The sequence below is a fragment of the Bacillus sp. LJBV19 genome (assembly GCF_017797845.1).
Taxonomy (GTDB): Bacteria; Bacillota; Bacilli; order Bacillales; family Bacillaceae; genus Bacillus; species Bacillus velezensis.
The window spans coordinates 1,427,951-1,445,021 of sequence record NZ_CP072563.1; the positions used below are offsets into that span (position 1 = coordinate 1,427,951).

The following is a 17,071-nucleotide window of genomic DNA, read 5'->3' on the forward strand; positions in this document are numbered from 1 at the left end:
CAATGGTTCATTTGAATAAACAGAGTGCGGATATCGCGATAATCGGGGTTGCTTGCAGATTCCCCGATGCAGATCATTATCATGAATTCTGGGAAAACATAAATAGCGGCAAAGATTCCATCCGGGAAGTGCCGATTGAACGGTGGGATCCCGATCTTTATTATTCAGTCGATATCAGTATACCGAACAAAACAATCAGCAAGTGGGGAGGTTTTATTCATAAAGCTGACCATTTCGACCATAAGTTTTTTAATATCTCTCCCCGGGAAGCGAAAAACATGGACCCTGAGCAAAGAATCCTTTTAGAAGAAACTTGGCGGTGCATCGAAGATTCCGGGGTTTCTTTGCAGGATCTCCAGCGTAAAACCACTTCTGTTTTTGCGGGTATTATGAATTCTGACTACCGGCAGACAGGTCATGCTGAATCGGAAATCGACAGTTACGCCTGTTTAGGAAGTTTCGAAGCTATGCTTTCCAACCGGCTTTCATACACATTCGGTTTGACCGGAAAAAGCATGTCTGTAAATGCCGCTTGTGCATCATCGCTTGTTGCTTTACATGAAGCGGTTAAGTCATTGCGGACAAAAGAAAGCGAGTATGCAATCGCGTCGGGAGTAAACTTGAATTTCCAACCCGGAAAATATATTTCTTTTTCCAAAGCCAGAATGCTGAGTCCTGACGGCAAATGTAAAACCTTTGACGCAGCGGCGAACGGGTACGTTCCCGGAGAAGGGGCAGGCGTTGTATTGCTGCAGCGCCTTGGTGATGCAGTAAAAGCCGGTCACCATATATACGGGATCATAAAAGGGACAGCTGTTAATCATGGCGGTAAATCCCGTTCCATAACCGCTCCCAGAGCAGAAGCGCAGAGCCGGGTCATCTCAGAAGCTTTACACAACGCTGCTGTCGATGCTGCGACGGTTTCTTATGTAGAAGCACATGGCACTGGAACATCTCTGGGCGATCCGATTGAAATAGAAGCATTGACAAAAGCGTATCGGCAATATACTGAGGATACTCAATATTGCAGGATCGGAAGTGTGAAAACAAATATCGGTCATACAGAAGCAGCAGCGGGAATGGCCGGATTGATAAAAGTTCTAATGATGATGAAACACCGGAGGGTGCCGAAAAGCCTGAATGTACATACGGTAAATCCAATTATACAGTTTGAAAAAACACCGTTTAGGCCGGCACTTGATTCAAGTGATTGGAAGGCGGCAGACGGGGCTCCGCTCAGGGCGGGAATCAGCTCCTTCGGTTTTGGGGGTGTTAACTCTCACGTCATCATCGAAGAATTTATACATACAAAAGACGAATCTGACAGAAAAGGAAGGGTACCCTTCCTTTTTTCCGCTAAAAGTGAAGAAAGCATGAAACAAATGATACATCATTGGAGAACCTTTTCTGATGATTCAGAGGAATTTTGCAAAATATCAAATGAAGTGATCAGCAGCACCCTTTTAACAGGGAGGACATCGTTTGATTACAGGGCTGGTTTATTGGCAGGCAGCAAGGAGGAATTTAAAAATCAGCTTAAAGAGGGATTAAGTTTTCGGAGGAAACAAGATTCTGAATGGGCGCTTGCCATCGGTGACTTCAAATGGGAAAGTTATAAACAATTTGCCGTTTTGAAACGGGTATTCCCTGATTTAGAAAAGAACGTAAGGTCGGTGCTGAAAGATATACCAACATTGCACAGTTCATTTAAAAGAAAATGGACACCTGAGAAAATCCGCTTGTATTCTTTAGTTATCAATACGGAAATCATAAAAAGTATCCTGGCATCCGGTTTTAAGCCAAGCCTCATTACAGGCGCCGGAGACGGATATTACGTCGCTCTTGCAGCAGCGGATATCATCAAAATTGAAAAGGCCATTTCTGTCATCACAGGCGCTGAAAAAACTTCGCACATATCCTGTGAGCCGCCGTCCATTCCATTTGTCAATCCGTACACTTCAAAAACGTACCCGCCGGTTCGATTAAATGAAGATTATGTAAGGATGCTGCTGAACGGTCTGAGCTTCCCGGCTGATTTTACAGACCGCCTGTACGGGAAAACACGGCTGCTTCTTGAGCACCAATATACGTTTAAAGGGTTTTTAGAAGAGTGGGATAAAGCGGGGAAGACTCAGGAAATCGAGATTTTATCTTATATTGTGAATCGCACGGCGGTTAAAAGAAATGCATTGCCGGCTGATGAGGAAGCAGCGATCATGGCTATCCTTGCCTCTATGAGAAGACTGTATAAGAGATGGGATTTAACAGATTATGATGGATTCTTTAATAATGATTATGTTCTGGAAATATTAAATTTACTTGATGAAGGAATCTTGTCTAAAGAACTTTTTCTGAGCATGTTATTGAAAAAGCAAGACGGAATTAAACAGGCTGTTGTTTGTATTAATGAGCAGCCGGCAGGTTTTTATGATAAGACTCGTTTTCCGTTGATGACAGAATACAATCAAATGGATGCCGTGTCTCAGGAGATAGCTGATCATATGCCGCATCACACGGAAGAAAAGGGAACGGAGCCGGATGTGGATATTTCTGATTTTTCAGTTTTCCAATTCGGATCGCTCCCTCCATCAGCAAAACTAAACAAAGCGGCTGCTTTTGAAACGGACAAAGCAGCTGATGAGGCTCTTTATCATTCATTTATGCAAATGTGGCTTTCAGGAGAAGAGATTGAATGGGCGAAACTAGGTGACTATCATAAAAGAAAAGCCCCGCTTCCGCCTTATCCGTTTGAGCGCTCTCAATTTTCTTTAAACCCTCAGCAGGTAAAATCAGACGCGGCTTTTTCAGAAAAGAAGAATCAGGCACTTTATACGCCGGTATGGAAAGAAACCGCACTTGAGAATGAAGCGGACAGCGGACAAGCCTGTACTATTTTGTTGTTCTCCGGTAACAAAGACTATTTTGAAGAGCTGAAAAAAAGAGAGAATACGTCCGCATATCTTATTATGCCCGGTGACCGTTTAGAGCAGATAAGCGACAGTGTTTTCACGATCAACAGGCAGCGTCCCGATGATTATCAAAGTGTCATTCGTCTGTTAAAAGAAAAAGGCGCAGCGCCTGATGCAATTTTGCATACGTGGTCTGAAAAACGGCCTGAACTGGAAGAAACACTCGAATCAGGAATTTATTCCGTGTTTTATCTGACTAAGGCTTTAATCAGCGAGAACCTTATAAACAAAGTAACGTTCATTTATACATTTAGCGCAGATCAAAAAGAAAAATTGCCGTATTTTGAAGGTGTGAACGGTTTTTTAAAATCGGTAAAACAAGAATATCCGCAGCTGCATTGTAAGACGGTTTGCTTTGAACATGATTCTGCATCCGTTTCATTTTCAGAAAGGGCTGACATTCTTCATAAAGAAATAAACACAGCGCCTGATCAGTATATTCATATCACTTACAGAGGCTGCGTAAGATATGCACGGATGTTAGAGAAGCAGCGAGAAACATACACAAAGGCCATTCAATACCCTGAAAAAGATAAAGTGTATTTAATTACAGGGGGATTGGGGGGGATTGGCAGTAAAGTCGCTGAATATTGCGCGAAAACTGAAAGATCCACCATTATTCTATCGGGGCGATCTGCTTTAAACGGAGATAAGCAGAAACATTTAGAATACCTGAACAGCTTTAAAGCCAAGGTTTATTATATACAGGCGAATATATCCGATAAAGAAGCGGTAAAAAAAATGATTGACGGTATTACCGATCAGCATGCAGGTCTTCATGGCGTCATTCATTGCGCAGGAGTTATCAGAGACTCGCTGCTTTTTCAAAAAACAAAGCAGGAACTTTCAGAGGTGATTGCTCCAAAAGTTCATGGTGCGTTGAATCTTGATCATGCAACGAAGTCGCTGGAATTGGATTTTTTCGCCGTTTTTTCTTCAGTCGTCTCTATTGCAGGGAACGAAGGCCAGTGTGATTATGCATATGCAAACGGCTTTTTAGATCATTTTGCAGAATATCGGGAATGGAAACGGCAAAATTCTCTGCGCAGCGGCCGTACGCTGACAATCAATTGGCCTTTATGGAAAGACATCGGAATGGGGGCGAACCTGTCAGGTCAAGGGCGGACGTCTCTTTTTCATGGTTCCGGGCTCGAAGAACTTCCTGCTGAAGACGGAACGCAATGGTTTTCGCGGATTGTAACTTCGGGTCAGCTGCATAATATTGCAGTCTGCGGTGATCATGAGCGCTTTGAACAATTTATGCGGCAGAGATTTTTGACGGACGAAACAGAGACAGGCAGTGCCATTCCTTTGGCTCAAGGCGATATTTTGGATCAGACAGTTTTGTTTTTAACCAATATCATCTCCTCTGAGGTCGGTGCAGAACGGGAAGAGATCGATCAAGATGTGCATCTGGCTGAATATGGAATGGATTCGGTTATGATTCATCAATGCAACACAAAGCTGGAGCAGTCACTGGGAGCAATTTCGAAAACGCTTTTATTTGAATTTCATACAATCAGAGATTTAGCAGATCATCTTGTAAAGGAATATCCGGATCGGCTGGGGCGTTTATTTTCACGGGAGGAAAAAGGAAAACAGATTCAGAGCATTACCCCTGCCAGGCCGGAACAAAACATCACTGCACCTGCGGCGGAGGAAAAAGAACATCTTGACGGGATAGCGGTGATCGGTATCAGCGGCCGTTATCCCGGGGCTGAAAATATCGAAGAATTGTGGGAGCTTCTATCAAAAGAGAGAACCGCAATCACAGAAATTCCGAAAGAACGATGGAATTATGAGACCTACTATGATCCAGACCCCGCTAAAGCGCATGAGGGGAAAATTTATTGCAAATGGGGCGGATTTTTAAAGAATGCTGAATCATTTGATTCTTTGTTTTTCCAAATATCTCCGAGAGAAGCAGAAGCGATGGATCCTCAGGAACGAATATTTCTCGAAACCGTATGGAAAGCATTTGAAGATTCGGGATATACCATTGAAGGGTTGAGAAAGCAGACCGAAAAACATGTCGGTGTATTTGCGGGAGTGACGACCAATTCCTACAAGCTGCTCGGCGAAAGAATACCGACGGACAAAAACGATGTACTTCCAAATTCGTTCCCATGGTCTCTCGCGAACAGAGTGTCTTACACATTTGACTTTACAGGTCCCAGTGTCCCTGTAGATACGGCTTGCTCTTCATCCTTAACGGCAATTCACATGGCTTGCCAAAGTTTAAAAAAAGGTGAGTGCTCGGTTGCGGTTGCGGGAGGAGTAAATTTGTATCTTCATCCTTCTGACTATTTATACCGATGTCAGATGGGGATGCTTTCAAAATCGGGAAAATGCAGAAGTTTTGGAGAAGGCGGCGACGGTTTCGTACCCGGGGAAGGTGTCGGGGCCGTAATTCTTAAACCGCTTAAAGATGCCATACGTGATAATGATACTGTGTACGCCGTCATTAAAGGAACGGCAATTAATCACGGCGGAAAGACGAATGGCTATACGGTGCCTAATCCTGCCGCACAGGCCGATTTAATCCAAGGAGCTCTTAAAGCGGCCGGTTGGAGCGCCAGAAGTGTCAGCTTTATTGAAGCCCACGGCACTGGAACGCCGCTGGGTGACCCGATTGAAGTCCGAGGCCTGACCAAGGCGTTTAGAGCTCATACCGAAGATGTTTCATATTGCTCTCTCGGATCGATTAAATCTAACATCGGTCATCTTGAAGCGGCTGCGGGTATTGCCGGCCTGACAAAGATTATCTTACAAATGAAGTATAAAAAAATAGCCGCAACACTGCATGCTGAACGGGTGCATCCGGATCTTTATCTGGAAGAGACACCTTTTTGCCTTCAGCAGGAAACCGCCGACTGGATAAAACCCGCGAATGAAAAACATTCTGACAGCAAATATCCGCGGCGTGCGGGATTAAGTTCTTTCGGAGCGGGCGGGGCGAATGCTCATATTCTTGTGGAAGAGTATGAGTCTGCTGCTGACTGTCATACGGATTGTGAGGAAAGTGAGGAACTTATCGTACTCTCAGCCAAGCATTCACTGAGTTTACGGGAATCAGCAAAACAGCTGGAGGAATATCTTCAAAAGGCCCGTCAACAACAGGGCGAGTTTTTGCAGCAAGCGGGAACAAACAAGCCGCTTCACCTTTCTGATATTGCGTATACCCTTCTTGAAGGGCGTGAAGCCATGCCGGAAAGGCTTGCTGTCATTTCAAATAATATCGACGATCTGATGTTGAAATTAAATCACTTTTATAATGGAATTGACGATCACGAAATATTTAGAGGGAAAAAACCGAATCATAAACGCAGACAGCAGCAATCGGATCTTCCGCTCAAATCCGGCAGAACCACATTAGCCGAAATGGCTGAATTCTGGGTATCAGGAGGCAATTTAAGCTGGGAAGATTTCCGCACTGGCAGAAAACCGGCGAAAATTACCCTGCCGACTTACCCTTTCTTAAAAAACAGACTGTGGGTGTCAAATAAGGCGCAATCAAAATCAACAGCTGATAAAGCTCCTTTATTTGATTTTTCTGCAGGTGAGTGCCGATTTTATAAAACGCTTTCAGATTCTGAATATTATGTAAAAGATCATGTTGTGCATGGGAATATGGTTCTGCCAGGAGCGGCAATCATCGAAGCGGCCAGAGAAGCGGGAGAGAGGCTGTACGGAAAATCAGTCATAAAACTGAGTCAGGTTGTATGGCCGGTTCCAATAACCGTTGAGAAAGAAAAGACGGTAATGATAGATCTGCTGCCGAATCAAAAAGACGGCAGATTTGTGGTAAAAACCGATATGCAACCTGAAGCGGCAGTTCACTGCCAAGGAAACATTATCACATGCGGAGATCAAGATGCCTCTCATACAGAGCATTTTCAATTGGACAGCTGGTTAACCGGACAGAAAAGATTAATCAGCGGCGCTGAGTGTTACAGGGATTTCCGGCAGAGCGGTTTGGACTATGGAACCAGTTTTCAGGTAATAAAACAGCTGTTTATCCATGAAAATGCTGTTCTTGCACGAATATCACTTCCTGAGAGCATTCATAAAAAATCCGGCACGCTGCTGGAACCGTGTTTATTGGATGGCATTTTTCAATCCACAACCGGGTTTACGTCCGGTCAAGAAGGAGATCACACCGCATATTTGCCTTTTGAATTAGGTGAGCTGGAGATTCTTCATGCACCTTCGGCAAACGGCTATGCTTACATTACAGCTGCCGATGAAAGACAACATGATGATGTCAAAAGGTTTCATATATTATTTATGGATGAAAACGGATCTGTAAGTCTTAAAATAAAAAACTTAGCGTTAAAGGCGTTAAGGGCTGCACCGCAGACTCAGGATGAGCGGCATTCAGTTAAGTATTACACTGATATGTGGAAGCGGGCCCCTCTGCTTCATCAGCCTGAAGCCAGCGGTTTAAACAGCTGCCTTGTGATTTCACTCCGTCGGGATATATCAGAACCGCTGATCCGCCAGGCATATAAAGATATCGGCTTGAACATGATCTTTGTCCGTCATGGCGGCAGTTTTCAAGAAAAAAGAGCTGATTCCTTTGAATTGAACAGCGTCAAACTTGACGGCTATCAGAAATTGCTGGCGATTCTTAAAGAAAGACAAGTGACAATTGACCGCGTCATTTTAATCGGGATGAGCCCTGAAACGGGAATTGAGCAGAACATTCATGAAAAGCTGGAAGAGGCTGTTTTGCCGGTTTTCAATGTAACGAAAGCTCTGCTAGCAACAATCCCAAGACATAAAATCCTGATATCACATGTATTTTTCACAAGGGAAAATCAAATCTTACCTTATCAAATGGCAATCAGCGGCTTTTTTAGGTCGCTTCATTTGGAACATCCAATGTTGTCCGGTAAAAATATTGAAATACAAAGCGGTGAAATTCAGTTACAGCTGAACACCGGTCTGCCTGAATTAAAAAACCTTGTGAAAGAAACAATCATCAGCGATGATACTTCAGAAATCAGATACAGAGATGGAATCAGGCAGGTCAAGCACTCTGCAGAAATTGAAAGTGCCGAGCCCCCCAAAAAGATGGAAGTAAAAGAAGGGGGAGTTTACCTCATTACAGGAGGAACGGGCGGTCTGGGACTGATTTTCGCCAGACATCTTGTGCGAAAAGGGAGAATAAAACTTGTCCTTATCGGCAGGTCAGAGCTTTCTGAGGAAGCCGTAAGCAATGTAAAAGAGCTGGAAAAAAACGGATCAGAGGTTTTTTATGTAAGAACCGATATTTCTGATAAGGAAAATGTCAATAACCTGATAAACCTCGTCAAAAACAAATTAGGTCCTGTTAAAGGAATTATTCACAGCGCCGGTGTGATAAAAGATTCATTACTCATCAATAAGCGTGAAGAGGATCTCGATTCAGTCTTGGCCAGCAAGGTTTACGGAACGATATGGCTTGACCGGTATACAGACAGAGAACCTCTGGACTTTTTTGTTATGTTTTCATCTATCAGCGCAATAATCGGGAATGCCGGACAAACCGATTATGCTTATGCAAACCGGTTTATGGATTATTTTGCGGAAATGAGAGCGGCGGAAAATAAACCTGGAAAAACAGTCTCGATTAATTGGCCTTTATGGAAAGAAGGCGGTATGCAAATTGACATTCATTCAGAAAAGTTCCTTTATGACCGTTTCGGAATGCTGCCTCTGGAAAAACGGGAAGGCCTTGCAGCATTTGATCAAGCAATGACAGGGTGTGAACATCAAATAATGGTATTTAGCGGTAATGAATTAAAGCTGGAACGAATGATAACGATTGACAGCGGAAAAAGTGACCCGGCAATCGCCGACGAAAATCAAGAACCGAAAGATCTGTCAATAACTGGATCTTTAAAAAGCACTTTGACGCGCATCATCACCGGCGTATTAAAAATTGAAGAACGGGAATTTGATTTTGAACTGCCGATAAGTGAATACGGATTTGATTCAATTATGTTTACAATGTTGGGCAACGAATTAAACGAGTCATTAGGAATATCAATGATGCCGTCAGATTTTTTCGGTCTTACTGATTTTAATGAACTTCTTGAGTTTTTAAAGAGTGAGTATTCCGAGGAGCTTCATCTCTGCGGTTCTTTTTCTTCAGATGAATCTGCGGCGAAAGACCGGAGAGAAAATCTGATTGAGGGCATCGCAAAGATGATGTCAAGTATTTTGAAGATTGACAGAAAGGAAATAGAAGAAGAGACTTCATTCGGCGAGTACGGATTTGATTCTATTACGTTTACCAGACTCGGAAATGAAATCAATCAACAATATGGTACGGAATTATTGCCGTCCATTTTCTTTGAATGCAATTCACTGGCTGAAATGACTGATTATGTAATCGAGCAATACGGAGAAATCCTTTTTGCTGAGACAGAATCTTTTTCTGCAGCTGACGAAAAAACATTGTACAGCACGCCTCCGCCGGAATCTTATGAACATTCCCCTGAGCCTGAAAATAAAACTAGGCAAGAGGAAAGACATATAAATGAGCCGGTGGCAATAGTGGGAATAAGCGGCCGTTTCCCCCAAACAGATACGCTGGAAGACTTTTGGGAAGGAATTGAAAAAGGCCGGGATATGATTACAGACATTCCTGAAGACCGTTGGAACTGGAAAGAGTTTGACGGCGATCCGATCAGGGACGTCAATAGAACAAAAATAAAAAAAGGCGGATTTATCAAAGGCGCGGACAGTTTTGATCCGTTGTTTTTCGGGATTTCTCCCGCCGAAGCAGAATTAATGGATCCCCAGCAAAGAATTTTTATGGAGACTGTATGGAAAACAATAGAAGATGCGGGCTATAAGCCGTCTGATTTGGCAGGGACGAAAACCGCGGTGTTTGCAGGGGTCGCCACAACGGATTATGCTGAACGTCTGAATGAAAATGGCGTCTCTGTTCAGGCGCAGACCGCAACCGGTTTAAATCATTGTATATTGGCAAATCGTATTTCTTACCAGCTGAACCTGACGGGTCCGAGCGAACCGATTGACACTGCCTGTTCAAGTTCGTTAGTTGCGCTTCATCGTGCGGCTGAGGGGATTCAAAGAGGCGATTTTGAAATGGCGATTGCAGGCGGAGTGCATATTATGACAAGCCCTACTCTGTTTATAGCTTTTGATAAAGCAGGGATGCTTTCCAAAGACGGAAAGTGCAAAACGTTTGATAAAAGCGCTGACGGCTATGTAAGGAGTGAAGGGGCGGCTGCAGTATTGCTCAAGCCGCTCAGCAAAGCACAGGCAGACGGTGATCATATATATGGTTTGATTAAAGGGTCAGCTATAAATCACGGCGGCCGCGCCAATTCTTTGACAGCTCCGAATCCGAACGCACAGGCGGACTTATTAACCGAAGCTTGGCGGAAGGCGGGGGTCAGCCCTGCCACTGCGGGATATATAGAAGCGCATGGCACAGGGACAAGTCTTGGCGATCCGATTGAAGTGAACAGCATCATAAAGGCATTTAAAACGTTATATCAAGAATGGGACATTCCTTTTGCGAAACAGAAATGCTGCGGGATCGGGTCTGTGAAAACAAACATCGGCCATCTCGAAACCGCTGCCGGAATAGCCGGAGTGCTGAAAGTGTTACTGGCTTTTAAATATCGCAAACTTCCGGGACTCGCCCATTTTTCAGAACTCAATCCATACATCAAACTGGAAAATACCCCATTTTATATCACAGAAACCGCTCAAAAGTGGAATCCGATAAAAGATGAAGAGAACAACGATCTGCCGAGGAGAGCAGGTGTCAGCTCATTCGGATTCGGCGGTGTGAACGCGCATATTGTTTTAGAGGAATATAGGGAACCTCAAAAAGAAGTGCCGGAAAACAACGGTAACACACATATTTTTGTTTTATCTGCAAAAACCAAAGATCAATTACTTGAGTATATCCGGCTTATGGTTCAGTACTTGGATCGTGTGATTGCCGGAGACATGACCGTTAATGCCAGTGACATGGAATTTACATTGCAAAACGGCCGGGAAGCAATGAACGAAAGAATTGCCGTATGTGCAGCGAGTCTGACTGAGCTGAGAGATAAATACGTCAGCTTTCTTGATGACAGCAAGGTGCAAAAAGGCGTATTTATAAGCGAAAACACTGAAGAGCGCACAGCTGTTTCTGAATATATGATTCAGGAGGCTCTTCAAAGCGGAAAAGAGGAGCTGCTCGCACAATGGTGGGCCAATGGAGCCGAGTTTGAATGGAAGACAATCGGCAATAAGAAATTGAATAGAGTGCCGCTGCCAACTTATCCGTTTGCAAAAGAGAGTTATTGGTTCACCCCGAAAAAGAACAAAAGCGAGGTTAATAGCAAAAGTCTTCACCCATTAATCAGCGAGAATGTCTCAACATTAAAGAAACAAGCATTTAAAACTGTTATTTCCGGAACTGAATTTTTCGTCACTGATCATCTTGTTTCAGGAGACTATGTGCTGCCAGGAGCCGCTTCGCTTGAAATGGCTCTTGTTTGTGCGGAAATAAGCGGAGAAAGTAAAGTATATAAAATAAAAGACGTGATGTGGAACAGACCTATATTATATAAAGGAAAAACGCTGCACATTTATACCGACTTGGAAATGAAACAAGATAAGTTGAACGTAATGATATGTAAAGAGGGTCCGGATGGCGTGCAGCAAATCTGCACACAAAGTGAAACAGTATTCGGAGACATAAACAGCAATCCTGAGTATGTCGATATTGATCAGTTCATACGCAGCAGTGAGCCGGTCATAAGCCGGGAAGAGTGTTATCACCGCTTCAGCCGTATGGGCCTGACATATCATAGCAGTTTTCAAACGTTGAAAGCCGTATATCGCGGTGATATGGAGTTAATGGCAGAATTGGAGCTTCCTGCTCATTTAGCGAACGGGTTTTCACATTTTACACTTCATCCTTCATTAATTGACGGCGGTTTTCAAGCGGCGGCATTTTTGTTAAGAGATAATGAGAAAGAGGGCTTATTTGTTCCATATTCACTTAGAGAGCTTCACATTAAGAGGGCGCTTACTGCCCGATGCCATGTCTCGGTGAAAGAAACCGGTTTTTATACGTATAACATTGATTTTATTAACGAGAGCGGCGAAATAGCCGTGAGCATGAAAGACTTTTCTGTCAGAAAAGTGACCGGGGGAGAATTAACCGCAGGACGTAAAAATGAAGATCAGGAAATTCTCTTCTTATTAGAACGATTGAAAAACGGTGAACTTTCTGCTGACCAAGTTTATCAGCTGCTGGAGGGAAAATAGTGCAGATCAAACAAATACTTTCCTTAATTGAAGAACAGCAAATGTCTCCTGATGCAGGACTGGAGCTAATTCGCACTTACAGAAAAGAACAAATGGAAAAAAAGGCGGAGCCGGAATCACAAGCTCCGTCCCCAACCATTTTTTTTAAGAACGAATGGGTAAGGACAAATAACATTGATATGCCGAATCAGCAGGCACCAGGAAATATGCTGATTTTTGATCAGGATAACCGTCTTTTTCAGCATGCCGAGATGATGAATGGAGAACGTAACCGTGTCATTCTCGTAACGCCCGATTCTGATTATAGAATTGAACGGAATAGATGCACAATCAATCCTTCTGATGAAAATCATGTCAAAATGCTGCTGTCTGATTTGGCTGAAACCGGATTTACACCTGATGTCGTGCTTTATTTATGGAACGGAGAAATCAGAGAATTCACTGAAGAATCCGTTAACGAAACTCTTCGCAGAGGGATAAACTCGCTCTTTTTATTATCAAAAGCTTTAATGCGAAGAAACGAACCTGTTACGTTATTGCATATTTATTGGACAAGCGGTCTGAATCAGCCGTTTCATGAAGCTGTCGGAGGGTTCATTAAAACGGTAAACATGGAAAGCTCCAAGCTTAAAGCGAAAACCATACAGATTCGCCATGAGCATTCTGAGATAAATCCTCCGGTTTCCGAGGTGTGGGATGCTGCAATCAGTGAAATACAGCACTTTCAATCCGATGAATGTGAGGTTTTAATAGACTCACATACCCGTTATGTGAAAGGGCTGCAGCATATTGATAATCCGGAACACGATAACGGATCTGTAACGTATCAAAAAGGCGGCATATATATCATTACCGGAGGAGCGGGAAAACTCGGGCTGCTGTTTGCGGAACACATCGCTAAAGAAAACCAAGCCGTGATTATACTTACAGGCCGTTCTTTTTTAACAGCTGATCAAAAAGAACGGATCAGTAAGCTTAATGAGAGCGGCTCTATTGTTGAATATCAGCGGACGGACATAACAGATCGAACAGAGACAGAGCGATTCATTTTCGGCGTTAAACAGCGGTATGGCAGCATAAACGGGGTCATTCATGCTGCCGGCATCCTTCGTGACTCATTTCTTGTAAACAAAAGCCTCAGTGATTTTACGGACGTACTGAAACCGAAAGTTTACGGGACAATCTGGCTGGATGAGCTGACAAAAGACGAAGATCTTGATTTTTTTGTTCTTTTTTCTTCTTTTTCGGCTTACGGAAATGCCGGCCAAAGTGACTATGCGTACGCAAATCATTTTATGGACAGTTTTGCAGTGCTTCGATCTCAGCTCTCCCGAAACGGAAAAACCCTTTCAATCAATTGGCCGTTATTGAAAGATGGCGGGATGAGTCTCGACAGCAGTGGAATCATTCAAATAAAAGAAAAATACGGAATGACTCCGATGCGAACTTCCTCTGTTTTGGAAGCGTTTCTGAAAATGCTGCGGTCTTCATTTACCAGCTTAATGCCTGCAGAAGGAGAGCGGGATAAAATGATAAAAGCGCTTTCGATTCAAAGAAATACAGCTGCAGCAGATCAAGATACACTCACGGCGGAACACGATGAAGAAGAGGAATATGCTGCGAAAGAAAAAGTCAATGACTATTTAATCAAGATCATCAGCGGTGTCTTGAAAATCCAAGCTCATAAAATAAATGCGAAGGACTCTTTTGAGAAATTCGGAATCAACTCACTTATGATCATGTCACTTATTTCAAAGCTTGAAGATACTTTCGGGGATCTTCCAAAAACAATCTTTTTTGAATATCAGAACATTGAAGAGCTTTCAAACTTCTTCCTAACATCTTTTAAAGAAAAAGTGCTTAAGGCCGCAGGGGCAGCTCCGGTAACAAGAGTGCCGAAGAAAAGAGAAAATCTGAGTAAAAAACAGCACCGGCAGCAGAAGGATACATCTGCACCGAGCATGGTTCCGCCGGGTGAGGATATTGCCATTATCGGTGTGAGCGGAAGATATCCGAATTCCGATACTCTTGAGGAGTTCTGGGAAAACATTGCCGGAGGGAAAAACTGTATTATTGAAATCCCCGAGGAACGTTGGGATTTCAGATCGAATTACAGTTCCGACAGAATGGAGAAGGGGAAAATCAACAGTAAGTGGGGCGGTTTTATCAGCGGTGTTGATCAATTCGATCCGCTGTTTTTCCACATTTCTCATAAAGAAGCTGAGCTGATGGACCCTCAGGAGCGAATTTTTCTCGAAACCTCCTGGCATACGTTTGAAGATTCAGGATATACAAAAGAGAAGCTTGACGGTATGAAAGCCGGTGTGTTTGTCGGAGCCATGTACGGACAATATCAATTATTCGGCGCAGAAGAAACTGCGCGGGGCAATCCGATCGCGCTCAGTTCCTTCTTTTCATCTATTGCGAACAGGGTTTCATACTTTTTTAATCTCTCCGGCCCGAGCATTGCACTGGATACGATGTGTTCATCATCGCTGACGGCCATTCACTTGGCATGTGAGAGTATTAAAAGAGGGGAAAGTGAAATTGCGCTTGCGGGCGGCGTTAATGTATCCATACACCCCAGCAAATACCTTTGGCTGAGTCAAGGTAATTTTGTTTCCACCGAAGGATTGTGCAGAAGTTTCGGAGAGGGCGGAGACGGCTATGTCCCGGGAGAAGGTTCGGGAGCCGTCCTGTTGAAACCTCTGGAAAAAGCAATTGCTGATCAGGATCATATATACGGAGTGATTAAAGGAACATCTGTAAATCATGGCGGAAAAACCAATGGATTTACGGTTCCGAATCCGAATGCACAAGCTGAGCTGATTGCTGAAAATTTCAAGAAATCGGGCATCAGTCCGCGATCCGTCAGCTACTTGGAAGCACACGGAACGGGTACTTCGCTCGGAGATCCGATTGAGATCGCAGGATTGACAAAAGCGTTTGAGAAATTTACGGACGATAAACAATTTTGTGCCATAGGTTCAGTGAAGTCTAATATCGGACATTTGGAGTCTGCTGCAGGTATAGCAGCCCTTACAAAAGTTCTTTTACAATTTAGGCACCAGAAATTGGCGCCATCCATTCACTCGGAACAGCTGAATCAAAATATCCGATTTGAAAAGACGCCTTTTTACGTTCAGCGGAAAGAAGAAGAGTGGCCGAAAGAATCAGGCGCCTCCAACAGGAGAGCAGCAATCAGTTCGTTCGGAGCGGGAGGAGCAAATGCCCATGTCATTGTGGAAGAATATCAAAACCATGCGGACACACAAACAATAAGCGGGCCGTTTGCCGCAGTTCTCTCTGCCAAAAATGAAGACAGACTGAAAGAATACGCTCGGCGCCTTCTGCAATTCACAGAGCGGGAGACAAAGGCCTCGGCAGCTGATATCGCTTTTACATTGCAGACATGCAGGGAGCCGATGGAAGACAGACTTGCTGTTGTAGCTTCCGATTTGCCGAAACTTAAGGAGAAGCTGAGAACTTTCTGTACTGAAGGAACAATTGGAGAGGGCGTATACAAAGGCAATGTTACGAAAGATTTTGATAAAGTCTTTATCTTTCATGATCAAAAGATGAAAGATAAATTCCTCGAGGTGATGATGGAGACAAAGGACTTGAATCTTCTTGCAAAATTATGGTCTTTCGGGGCTGATATTCGCTGGAGAGAGTTATATGAAGAATATACCCCGCAAAAGGTCAAGCTTCCTTTATATCCATTTGCTGAGGAGTCTTACTGGGTGCCTGGAAGCCAAAGTGCAGTATTTCCGGAAATATTGCCGCAACAGTCTTCACTGCACCCGCTTCTGGATTCGAATGAATCTACTCTGGAACAGCAGTTTTTTAAAACGACATTAAGAGAAAATGAGATTTGGTTAAAAGACCACATCGTAAAAAATAAGAGCATTCTCCCGGCAGCTGCTTTTCTTGAAATGGCATGCGCAGCGGGAACGCGGTCATATCGAAAGAAAAAGGTCACTCGTTTAAAAAACGTGATATTTGCCAGACCGGCCATGCTTTTGCAAGAGAGCCTGACCATTTACACTCACATTTCCGTAAAAGACAGCAGCATATTATTTAACATGTCACCTGACGAGGATGCTGCTGTAAGGACTGGATTTGTGACGGGGGAATTAGATTATGATCATCATTACAGTGATGATGATATAGAGAACATCGACAGACAAGAGATGATAAACAGAAGTGCTTTTGTCCGTGAACAAGATGAATGTTACGAGTATTTTCGGGAAAACGGGTTCCTGTATGGGCGCGCTTTTCAGCCGATTCAACGTTTATGGGGCGGCGGAACGGAAGCGGTTGCACACTTATTGCTGCCAAAAGAAGCCGCATATGCTCTTGAAAATTATACATTGCATCCGTCTTTAATTGATGGGGCTCTGCAATCTTTGTTCGGAATTACCGACGGAAGAGAAGAGGCATCTGTTTATGTTCCTTTTTCAATAGGAGAGATTACGATTCGGAAAAAAGTTTCAGCAGAATGCTGGGCTTATGCGCGTAAAACAGGCCAAAAAGGTCAATCCGAGCTTATTTACGATATTCAGCTGCTTAATGAACACGGAGAGAGACTTGCAGGTTTGAAGGATGTAACCATTCGTAAAAAAGAAACGTTTTCCGCGGAGACACAGACTCGTGCAACAGCGGATTCCAATGGAAAGAACGAGAGAGTAAAAGAGCTCCTCAGACAATTAAAAGCGGGCGAACTGACTGCGGAGGAAGCAGATTATGCGCTGGAGCGTATGCAGGATTAGTTTATCATTTTGCGGCAGTGCCATTTGTAAAGGGGATGA

At 43.7% G+C, this 17,071-nt stretch carries 2 protein-coding genes; both read left to right on the forward strand.

Annotated elements, in window-relative coordinates:
- The first annotated feature begins 2 nt into the window (after positions 1–2).
- Positions 3–12,260: an SDR family NAD(P)-dependent oxidoreductase gene (locus J6600_RS07355; protein WP_209388190.1), complete on the forward strand. Its 12,258-nt coding sequence runs from the start codon at positions 3–5 to the stop codon at positions 12,258–12,260.
- A complete protein-coding gene (locus J6600_RS07360) occupies positions 12,260–17,032 on the forward strand; it encodes a type I polyketide synthase (RefSeq protein WP_209388191.1) in 4,773 nt (1,590 codons plus the stop codon). The genes J6600_RS07355 and J6600_RS07360 overlap by 1 nt, the downstream gene beginning before the upstream one ends.
- The last annotated feature ends 39 nt before the right edge of the window (positions 17,033–17,071 follow it).